Here is a 9,027-nt window from a genome sequence, read left to right as displayed (position 1 = left end):
GCCGGGCGGGGGATGATCGCGGGAGACCGGAGCGAGCAGGTCGAGCTGATGAGCCGGGCCAGGCCGAGCAGGGCCAGGCCGAGCAGGGCGAGCCGGTGAGAGGGTGGGAGCAGGGGGATGCCGGATCGGGAGTAGCGGCACTCAGCGAAGTGGGAGTCGACGAACCCGCACATGGGTCGCGCTGAGCGATACGACGACGCCCTGTTCGAGGTCGGCTTCTAGCGCAGGCAGGTTGGCCAGCAGCAGGGCGGCTTGCGCGTCCGGCTTGAGCTGGTCGCCGGACCGGAGCAGGACGAGCGAGGGAGCGGTGCCACGACTGAGCGCGAGCAGAGTGGTGAAATCGCTGTCGGCGGAGATGATCGAACGCCCCTCGGTGACGGCGAACGCGCTGACCTCGGTGTCTGGAGAACCGCCAAGCTCGTGCTCGAGGACGTGCGTCGCGTCGATGCCCTTGTCGCGCAGCAGCTCGGCGACCCGTGGCGAGAGGTTCTCGTCGACGAGGATCCTCATGCGGCGATGAACGGGCGCTCCTGCGGCATCGTCTCCGCGGCGAACGCGAGAGCCGCGAGCACGTCGTCGCGCGTGAGTGACGGGTAGTCGGCGAGCAGCTCATCGACCGTCGAGCCAGCCGCGAGCTGGCCCAGCACCGCGGACACGGTGATTCGGGTACCGCGAATCGTCGGTGCGCCCGCCATGATGGCGGGGTCGGCGGTGACGCGGCCGGCGGTGGTCATGGCTGGGAGTCTACCGGCGGACCTTCCGAGCCGGTGGCCCGATGATCGTCGGGCTGTTCAGCCCGGACGGGAGACCGCTCGCCGGTGGCGACGGGGCGGGTGGGGTCGGAGGACCAGGCTGACCAGGAGCCGGGGAAGAGGGCGGCGTCGATGCCGGCCACGGCGAGCGCGGCGATCTGGTGGGCGGCGGTCACCCCGGAGCCGCAGTAGACCCCGACCGGCCGCGCGTCACCGGCGCTGGCACCGGCACCGGCACCGAGCGCGGTGAAGCGGGCGCGCAGCAGGTCCTCGGACAGGAAGCGCCCGCCGCCGTCCAGGTTCTCCCCGGTCGGCGCGCTGACCGCGCCGGGGATGTGCCCGGCGCGCGGGTCGACCGGCTCCACCTCGCCGCGGTAACGCTCCGGCGCGCGGGCGTCGAGCAGGACGCCGGTGCCGGCCAGGTGGGCGGCGGCGTCGGCGTCGAGCACCGGCAGGTGCCCGGCGGTGAGCTCGACGTCCCCGGGCGCCGGGACGGTCTCGCCGGTCTCGAGCGGGAAGCCGGCCTCCCGCCAGGCGGTCAGGGCACCGTCGAGGATGCGCACGTCGGTCACGCCCGCCCAGCGCAGCAGCCACCATGCCCGGGCCGCCGACTGCCCGCCGTTGTCGTCGTAGACCACCACCGGCCGCCCGGCGGTCAGCCCCCAGGCCCGGGCCGAGCGTTGCAGCGCGGCGATGTCGGGGAGCGGGTGCCGGCCGGCGGTCCCGCCCGGCGTGGCGGCGAGCTCGGTGTCGAGGTCGACGTAGACCGCGCCCGGCAGATGACCGTCCCGGTGGTGCTCGCGGCCGTGCGGATCACCGAGAGCCCAGCGGACGTCGAGCAGCAGCGGTGGCGCGGCCGACGACAGTTCGTCGTGCAGCTGCTTGGCATCGACGAGCACCACCGGCCGGCCGGAGCGGCCGGACTGGTTGGAGCGGTCGGAATCGCCGTGCCGGGAGCCGGACTGGTCGGCGGGTTCGCCGACCGTCCCGCCAGTTTCACCGATCGTCCCCGTGTGTTCGCCAGCCGTCACAGTGGACTCACCAACCGTCACGATATCTTCACCTTCCGCAATAGACTGTTCGCTGAATGCCACAGAAGGTTTATCGGTCGCCCCGGCGGCTTCGCCCGCGCTTGCCGGGGCGTGGCCCGCCGACGCCAGCAGGGCGGCGAGGTCGGCCTGGCCAAGGCCGCCGGGAGGTGTCCCGGTCAGCGACGCCGTGGCGATCCGCTGCTGCACCCCGGCGTTGACCGGCGCGTCCAGGCCGTGCAGGCGGGCGAGCAGCACGATCTCGCCGTTGAGGAAGTCCGACTCGACCGAGCCGCCGCGGGCCAGGCTCTGCCAGGTGGAGCTGCCCTGCCGCTGATGGCCGGGGATGTCGTGCACGACCAGTTGGGACAGGTCGAGGCCACCGTCCGTCTGCACGTCGGCGGCTTCGATGCCGGCGGCGGCGAACACCGCCCGAGCCTCGTCCACCAGCGCGGCCGACGCGGTGTCGCGCAGCTCGCTGGGCGCGTAGAGCGCGTCGAGGTTGTAGGCCAGGTTGCCGAGCAGCTTGCCGGCCTTCCAACGGGCGATGTCCGCGACCACCTGGACGGCGAAGGAGGCCCGGCGCAGCTCGGCCGCGACGCGCTCCACGGCCGGGTCCACCACCGGGTTCGTCACCGTCGGGCCCGGCTCGACCGGGTCGCTCCCCCGCGGCACGCGGCCGGCACGGCCGAGGTAGAAGGCGCCGGCGATCGGCGCGCCCGGGGAGATCACCTCCGCCGGCCGCAGGTGCGAGGACGGGATGATGACCACCGCGTCGATCACCGTGGCGAACCGCCGCAGCGCCGTCCGGGCGTTGTCCAGGCCGTTCTGCAACAGCAGGACCGGCAGCACCTCCGCGGCTGTGCGCACGCTGCCGTGCACGTCCACCGGGCGCCACGCCCACTGCTGCAGCAGCGCTTCGGAGTCCTGCGACTTGCTGGCGAGCACCAGCACGTCGTCCGCGCGCAGGTCGACCTCGTCCGGGCCGCCTGCGACCTCAAGCGCGACCCGCCGGTCGCCGTCCGGCCGGATGTAGCGCAGGCCCTGGGATCGCAACACCTCGAGGTTCGCACCCCTGGCCACCGCGACGACCGCGATCCCGGCGCCGTCCAGTTGCGCGGCAACGGTCGCGCCCACCGCGCCGGCCCCGATGACTACGTACCTGCCGCTGATGGCACTACCTTCCTTTCGCACGGGCCCTTCACGAGCCTGTCACAGGCCTGTCGCAGGCTTTTCGTACGGGCATTCGACAGGAAGCCCGAACGGGAATCCGCCCGGGAACCTCCGATGGACACCTGTTGCCGTGCCCGACGGATGTTCGGTCGGACGGATGTTCGGTCGGACGGGCGGCGCCCGGACGACCACCAGTCACCAGACCAACCACCATCCATCAGACACGGCCTACGGTGTCAACGGGGTCTCCGCCGATCCCGGACGGATCCTCTCCGGTCCCGGTGGGGCCGGAGCTACTCCGGTCCCACCGGAATCCCGTCCGTTCCCGGCGGCGGGATCCTCGCCGGTGCTCCCTCCGGTCGGGCGGCCGCGGCCAGCGCGGCGGCGAACCGTTGCCCGGGGATGGCGCCGAGCAGCTCACGGGTGTGCTCCTGCTCGGGCGCGGCGAACACGGCCGCGGCCGGGCCGCTCTCGACGATCCGGCCGCGGCGCAGCACGGCGACCTCGTGCGAGAGCTGGGCGACGACCGCCAGGTCGTGGGAGATGAAGAAGTAGCTGACCCCGAGCTCCCGCTGAAGCCCGGTGAGCAGCCCCAGGATCTGGTCCTGCACGGAGACGTCGAGCGCGGAGACGGGCTCGTCGAGGAAGACCAGCTCGGGCCCGAGCGCGAGCGCCCGGGCGATCGCCACCCGCTGGCGCTGCCCGCCGGAGAGCTCCCGCGGCCTGCGGTCACGGAAATCCGCCGGCAGGGCGACCTGGTCGAGCAGCTCACGAACCCGGACGGCCCGGCTGGCCCGGTTGCCGACCCGGAAGGAGACCAGCGGTTCGGCGATGCTCTCCTCGACGCTGAACCGCGGGTCCAGCGAGGAGTACGGGTTCTGGTGCACGAGCTGGAACCGCCGGCGCAGCGGCCGCAGCTGCGACCAGCCGGCGGCGGTGATGTCCTTCCCGTCCAGGAACACCCGTCCGCTGGTGGGCTTGTCCAGGGCCATGGCGATGCGCAGCGCGGTGGTCTTGCCCGAGCCGGACTCGCCGACCAGGCCCAGGGTCTGCCCGGCCCGCACCGAGAGCGTGACGTCCTCCAGCGCCCGGAAGACCCGGTCGCCGCCGGACGTCCTGGGCAGGCGGAAGTCCTTGGTGACGGCCTCCAGCCGTAGGATCTCCGGCGCCGGGGCGACCTCGGTGAAGCGGGGGACGACCTGCCCGGAGTGCGACAGCGCCGGGGCGGCCTCGATGAGGTGCCGGGTGTACGGGTCGCGGGGGGCGAGCATGATCGATTCCGGATCGCCGCGCTCGACCACCCGCCCGTGCTGCATGACGACCACCCGGTCGGCCCGGTCGGCGGCGACCCCGAGATCGTGGGTAATGATCAGCAGGGAGGTGCCCGTCTCGGCGACGAGACGCCCGAGATGGTCGAGGATCGTGCGCTGCACGGTGACGTCCAGCGCGCTCGTCGGCTCGTCGGCGACGATGAGGCGGGGATGCCCGGCCAGCGCGATGGCGATGAGCACCCGCTGCCGCATGCCACCGGAGAGCTCGTGCGGGTACTGCCGGGCGCGCAGCACCGGCTCGTCCAGCCCGGCCCGTTCCAGGGCCTCGACCACCTCGGCGGGCACCAGCCGCCTGTCCACGCCGCGCCGGCGGACGGCCTCGGCCACCTGGCCGCCGACGCGCATCGTCGGGTTGAGACCGACCATCGGATCCTGCGGGACGAGCCCGACGACGCTGCCGCGGACCGCCCGCAGGGTGCGTTCCCGGGCCGTGGTGATGTCGGTGCCGGCCACCCGGATCGAACCCGCGACGACCTGCCCGTTGGCCGGCAGCAGCCCCAGGATGGCGTTGGCGGTGGTGGTCTTGCCCGAGCCGGACTCGCCGACGATGGCCACGGTCTCGCCGGGCGCGATCGTAAGGTCCAGGCCGTCGACCGCGAGGGCCGTTCGCCCCCGGCTGCGGTAGCCGACCGACAGCCCGGCCAGCTCCACGATGTTCGCGCCGGCCCCCTCGCCCGCTGCGCCCCCGGTCCGCCGCGTCGCTCCCTCGGCTCCCCCGGCTCCCTCGGCTCCCTCGGCTCCCTCGCGCGCCTCATTTCCGGTCCGCTGCGTCGCTCCCTCGCTCCGCAGCTGCCCGGCTGCGCCGGGCGACGACTCCGCTCGCTCGGCTCCCTCGCTCACGGGCGCACCTCCTCGAGAGTCCGGGCGACGTGGTTGAGGCCGAACACGACCAGGCCGACGAACAGGCCCGGCAGCAGCGACAGCCATGGGCTGGTGACCAGGTAGTTACGGCCGCTGGAGATCAGCGTCCCCCACTCGGCGGCGGGCGGCGGGGCCCCGAAGCCCAGGAAGCTCAGCGAGGAGATGCTCAGCACGGCGGTGCCGAAGTCGAGGATGGCCAGCACCATCACCGGGCCCCACGAGTTCGGCAGGACATGGCGCCACATCACCCTGAGCCATGAGGCGCCGCCGGTGCGGGCGGCCTCGACGTACGCCTGCCCCTTGACCCGGAACACCTCCGCCCGGGTCGTGCGCGCGAACCCGGGCACGATGCCCACCGAGACGGCTATCGCCACCGGCAGCGTCCCGAAGCCCAGCGCGGTGACAATCGCCAGCGCCAGCAGGAGCAGCGGCAGCGCGAGCGCGACGTCGACCGTGCGCATGAGCAGGCTGTCGATCCACCCGCCCAGGAACCCGGCTATGACCCCGATGGCCAGCCCGGCCACGACCGCGATCAGCACGGCTCCCCCGGTGGCCCTGATCGTCAGGGCCGAGCCGTGGAGGACCCGGGAGAACAGGTCCCGGCCCAGTTCGTCGGTGCCGAAGAGATGCTCCAGCCCTGGCCCGCGCAGCTTCTCCGCCGGCGCGGTCGCGGTCGGGTCGTACGAGGTGAACAGCCCGGGGAACAGCCCCGAGACCACGACGAACACGATGAACGCGGCGGCGAGGACGAACCCCGGCCGGCGCAGGAACGGCCGTGCCACCTCGTATGCCGCGGCCGCGGGCCGCCGGAGGCGCCCACCCGCCGGATGCCGTTCGCCAGGGCGGCCGTCGCCGGTGTCCGTCCAGCCAGGGCCGTTCCCGGCGTCGGGGCCGCTCCCGGCATCGGGGCGGGAGCCGGCGCTGGCGCTGGCATCGTCCGCGGCCGGCACCGGGAGCACGGCGGACGCGGGTACCGGGGCCGAGGGGGCGCCCACGGCAGCCTGCCCCGGGCCTTTGACCAGGATGTTCTCGGACATGATTCCTGCCTCAGTGACCCTAGGTGACCCGGGCCGTGTGGGCGACGCGAGGGTCGAGGAACGAGTAGAGCAGGTCGACGACCAGATTGACCGCGACGAAGATCGCCGCTGCGATGACGATGACGGCCTGGACGACGGGCACGTCCTGGCCGAGGACGGCCTGCTGGGCCAGCTGGCCGATCCCGTTGCGGGAGAAGACGGTCTCGACGACGACCGCGTTGGTCACCGTGTAGCCGACGAGCACGCCCAGCAGGGTGAGCGCGGGCAGGGCCGCGTTGCGGAACGCGTGCCGCAGCTGGACCGCCCAGCGCGACAGCCCCTTGGCCCTGGCGGTGACGATGTACGGCTCCTGCCAGGTGTCGCCGAGGCTGCGGATGAGCACCTGGGCGAGCATCGCCGACCCGGGAAGCGCCAGGGTGACCGCCGGCAGCACCACGCTGCGCCATCCTTCGGTGCCCCTGGCCGGCAGCCAGCCGAGGGAGAAGGCGAACACCTGGATGAGCAGCAGCCCGACGAAGAACGTCGGCAGCGAGATGCCCACGGCGGGCAGCCGCCGCAGCAGCACCCGGGCCGGGAGCCACTGGACGTACGAGGCCAGGTAGGCCAGCCCGACGCCGAACACCAGGAACAGTCCGACGGAGACCAGGGCCAGCACGATCGTCGAGGGCAGCCGGTCGGAGACGAGGGTGCCGACGGAGACGTTCTGGGTGAGCGACATGCCGAAGTCGAGGTGCAGGGCGTCCCACAGCCGGCCGAAGTACTGCGTGAGCACGGGCTCGTCGAGCCCGTACCGCGCCTCCATGGAGTGCAGCTGGCCCGGGGTGAGCTGGCTGACGTCGACCCCGCCGGCGGCGAGCTGCAGGGTGACCGGGTCGCTCGGCAGCACGTGCAGGATGACGAAGGTGACCGTGTAGGCCGCCCAGAGCACCAGCAGTGCCTGGGCGAGCCTACCGGCGAGATATCTGAACATCACGGCCGTCGGGTCACTTCGACAGCCAGATGTCGTTGGCGCGCAGGAAGCTCTCGGAGGTCCAGGCGAACCCGTGGACCTTGTTCGACAGCCCGGCCACCTGCACCCGGTCGTAGGTCGGGAAGACGACCCCGTGGTCGATCAGGTAGTCCTGCAGATCCTTGTAGGCCGCGGCGCGCTGGGCGGGGTCGATCGTGTTCAGCCCGCGGGCGAACAGCTTGCTGACCTCGGCGGCCGTGGCGTCGTCCTGGGAGTACACGGTGGCGTAGTTCTTCGTGACGGCCCGGTCGAGGGTCGAGCCGAGCACGCTCGGGTCACCCCGGGTCAGGTAGCTGCCCGCGAGGTCGAACTCGCCGGCGGTGGTCAGCTGGGTGAGCTGCGCGCTGGTGACGACCTTGAGCTGCAGGTCGATGCCGCTCTTCTTGAGCTGGTCCTGGAGCAGCTGCTCGCCGGGGGTCGAGGCGGTGATGAGGTAGGTCAGCGTCAGCTTCCGGCCGTCCTTGTAGCGGTAGCCGTCCGGGCCCTTGGCCCAGCCGGCGCTGTCCAGCAGCGCGGCCGCCCCGGCCGGGTCGTGGGCGAGCTTGGCGGACAGGTCCGCCGCGTACGGCGTCGTCGAGTCGTACGGCCCCTTCACCACCGGGTAGCTGTCCCAGTACACGGTGGACGCGTAGCTCTTCAGGTCGATCGCCTTGTACAGCGCCTGGCGCACCTTCAGGTCGGCCAGCGGGCCGCCCCTGTTGACGTTGGGCACGATCTGCGCGCTGATGCCGGGCAGGGAGCGGGTCTCGATGACGCCGTTCGCGGCCTTGATGATCTCCTGGTCGGCGGAGGTGATCGGCAGCCGCGGCCAGGCGACGTCGATGGTGCCGGTGGTCAGGCTGCCGACCCGGACGCTGTCCTCGGTGATGTAGCTGACGTCGATGCCGTCGAGGTACGCGTCACCCTTGTTCTTCACCAGCGCGCTCGGCCACGCGTAGCCCGCGCGCCGGCTGAGCCTGGCCGCCTTGGCGGCGGTGTAGCTGTCGAGCACGAACTGCCCCGAGCCGATGACCTTGCCCGCGCAGCGGGCCTCGGCGGTCTCCTTGTAGGTGGCCGGCGAGAGGACCGCCAGGGTGGTGGTGGACGTCGCCTGCAGGAACGCCGCGTTGGGCACCTTGAAGTTCACCTTCACCGTCTGCGGGTCGACGGCGGTCGACGACTCGTAGCCGGCGAGGTAGGTCACGCCCAGGGTCGACTTGGCGCCGAGGTCGCGCACCCCGTCGAAGGCCGTCTTCACCGCGGACGCGTCGAGCGGCGTGCCGTCGCTGAAGGTGACGCCCTTGCGCAGGGTGAAAGTGTATTCCCGGGCGTCCGGGCTGACCGTCCAGCTCGTGGCGAGCCACGGGACGATCTCACCGGTGGCGGGGTCCTGGTCGGTCAGCGAGTCGGCGAAGTTGCGGTCGATGCTGCGGCTTTCAATCCAGTACACCTGGTTGGGGTCGATGCAGCCCTGGAAGTCCGCCCAGAAGGCGATCTTCAACCGGCCGCCCGGCACGGGCTGCGCGTTGTCGGCGTTCGTGCCGCTCCCGCCGTCCCCGCCGCCACAGGCGGCCAGGAAGGCGACGGTGAGGAGGGAGACGGTCGCCGCCCGCCAGCCGTGGCCACCGCCGCTCCTGTTGTTCCCGCTGGTGTTCCCGTCGGTGTTCCCGCCGGCGTCCTCGCCATTTCGGCGACGCCACAATATGGCCATCAGGTCGTGACTCCCAGAGTTGTTTTCCGTGAACAGGCCGGGTGGATTCCAGAGCTCCTGGAACCGGTCAGAAAAGAACGTTCGTTATGGCAGCGGCGCCGGGAACGGGGACGCGGATGCCGGATACCGGATACCGGATGCCGGAT

Annotated in this window: 7 protein-coding genes; all 7 read right to left on the bottom strand. The window is 72.3% G+C overall.

What is annotated here, in order from left to right:
• Positions 1–141 precede the first annotated feature (141 nt).
• Positions 142–510, bottom strand: a complete 369-nt coding sequence (locus tag AC5LUJ_RS17725) for a DUF5615 family PIN-like protein (protein WP_250285866.1) — start codon at positions 508–510, stop codon at positions 142–144.
• Positions 507–734, bottom strand: coding sequence for a DUF433 domain-containing protein (locus AC5LUJ_RS17720; RefSeq protein ID WP_250285867.1), 228 nt, complete (start codon positions 732–734; stop codon positions 507–509). The genes AC5LUJ_RS17725 and AC5LUJ_RS17720 overlap by 4 nt, the downstream gene beginning before the upstream one ends.
• Positions 731–2,953 (bottom strand): rhodanese-like domain-containing protein, encoded by a 2,223-nt coding sequence (locus tag AC5LUJ_RS17715; protein WP_493465326.1) that lies wholly within the window; start codon positions 2,951–2,953, stop codon positions 731–733. Before AC5LUJ_RS17715 ends, AC5LUJ_RS17720 begins: the two co-directional genes overlap by 4 nt.
• A 293-nt stretch (positions 2,954–3,246) precedes the next feature.
• Positions 3,247–4,935, bottom strand: coding sequence for a dipeptide ABC transporter ATP-binding protein (locus AC5LUJ_RS17710; RefSeq protein ID WP_250285871.1), 1,689 nt, complete (start codon positions 4,933–4,935; stop codon positions 3,247–3,249).
• 185 nt (positions 4,936–5,120) lie between these two features.
• Positions 5,121–6,182, bottom strand: coding sequence for an ABC transporter permease (locus tag AC5LUJ_RS17705; RefSeq protein WP_250285868.1), 1,062 nt, complete (start codon positions 6,180–6,182; stop codon positions 5,121–5,123).
• Positions 6,183–6,201: 19 nt separating this feature from the next.
• Entirely contained in the window at positions 6,202–7,152 is a 951-nt protein-coding gene (locus tag AC5LUJ_RS17700) for an ABC transporter permease (protein ID WP_250285869.1), read from the bottom strand.
• Between the two features lie 13 nt (positions 7,153–7,165).
• Positions 7,166–8,881 carry an ABC transporter substrate-binding protein gene (locus AC5LUJ_RS17695; protein ID WP_493465324.1) on the bottom strand — a complete coding sequence of 572 codons (1,716 nt, stop codon included), beginning with the start codon at positions 8,879–8,881 and terminating at the stop codon, positions 7,166–7,168.
• Positions 8,882–9,027 lie beyond the last annotated feature (146 nt).

Source organism: Protofrankia sp. CiP1_Cm_nod3 (genome assembly GCF_982290655.1).
The sequence above is the reverse complement of the archived record's forward strand: the minus strand, read 5'-3'. Positions and strand labels throughout refer to the sequence as shown.

Bases quoted from the DNA above. Each gene is read 5' to 3' on its own strand.
- AC5LUJ_RS17725 (WP_250285866.1), bottom strand. From the start codon at position 510: ATGAGGATCCTCGTCGACGAGAACCTCTCGCCACGGGTCGCCGAGCTG.
- AC5LUJ_RS17720 (WP_250285867.1), bottom strand. From the start codon at position 734: ATGACCACCGCCGGCCGCGTCACCGCCGACCCCGCCATCATGGCGGGC.
- AC5LUJ_RS17705 (WP_250285868.1), bottom strand. From the start codon at position 6,182: ATGTCCGAGAACATCCTGGTCAAAGGCCCGGGGCAGGCTGCCGTGGGC.
- AC5LUJ_RS17700 (WP_250285869.1), bottom strand. From the start codon at position 7,152: ATGTTCAGATATCTCGCCGGTAGGCTCGCCCAGGCACTGCTGGTGCTC.
- AC5LUJ_RS17695 (WP_493465324.1), bottom strand. From the start codon at position 8,881: ATGGCCATATTGTGGCGTCGCCGAAATGGCGAGGACGCCGGCGGGAAC.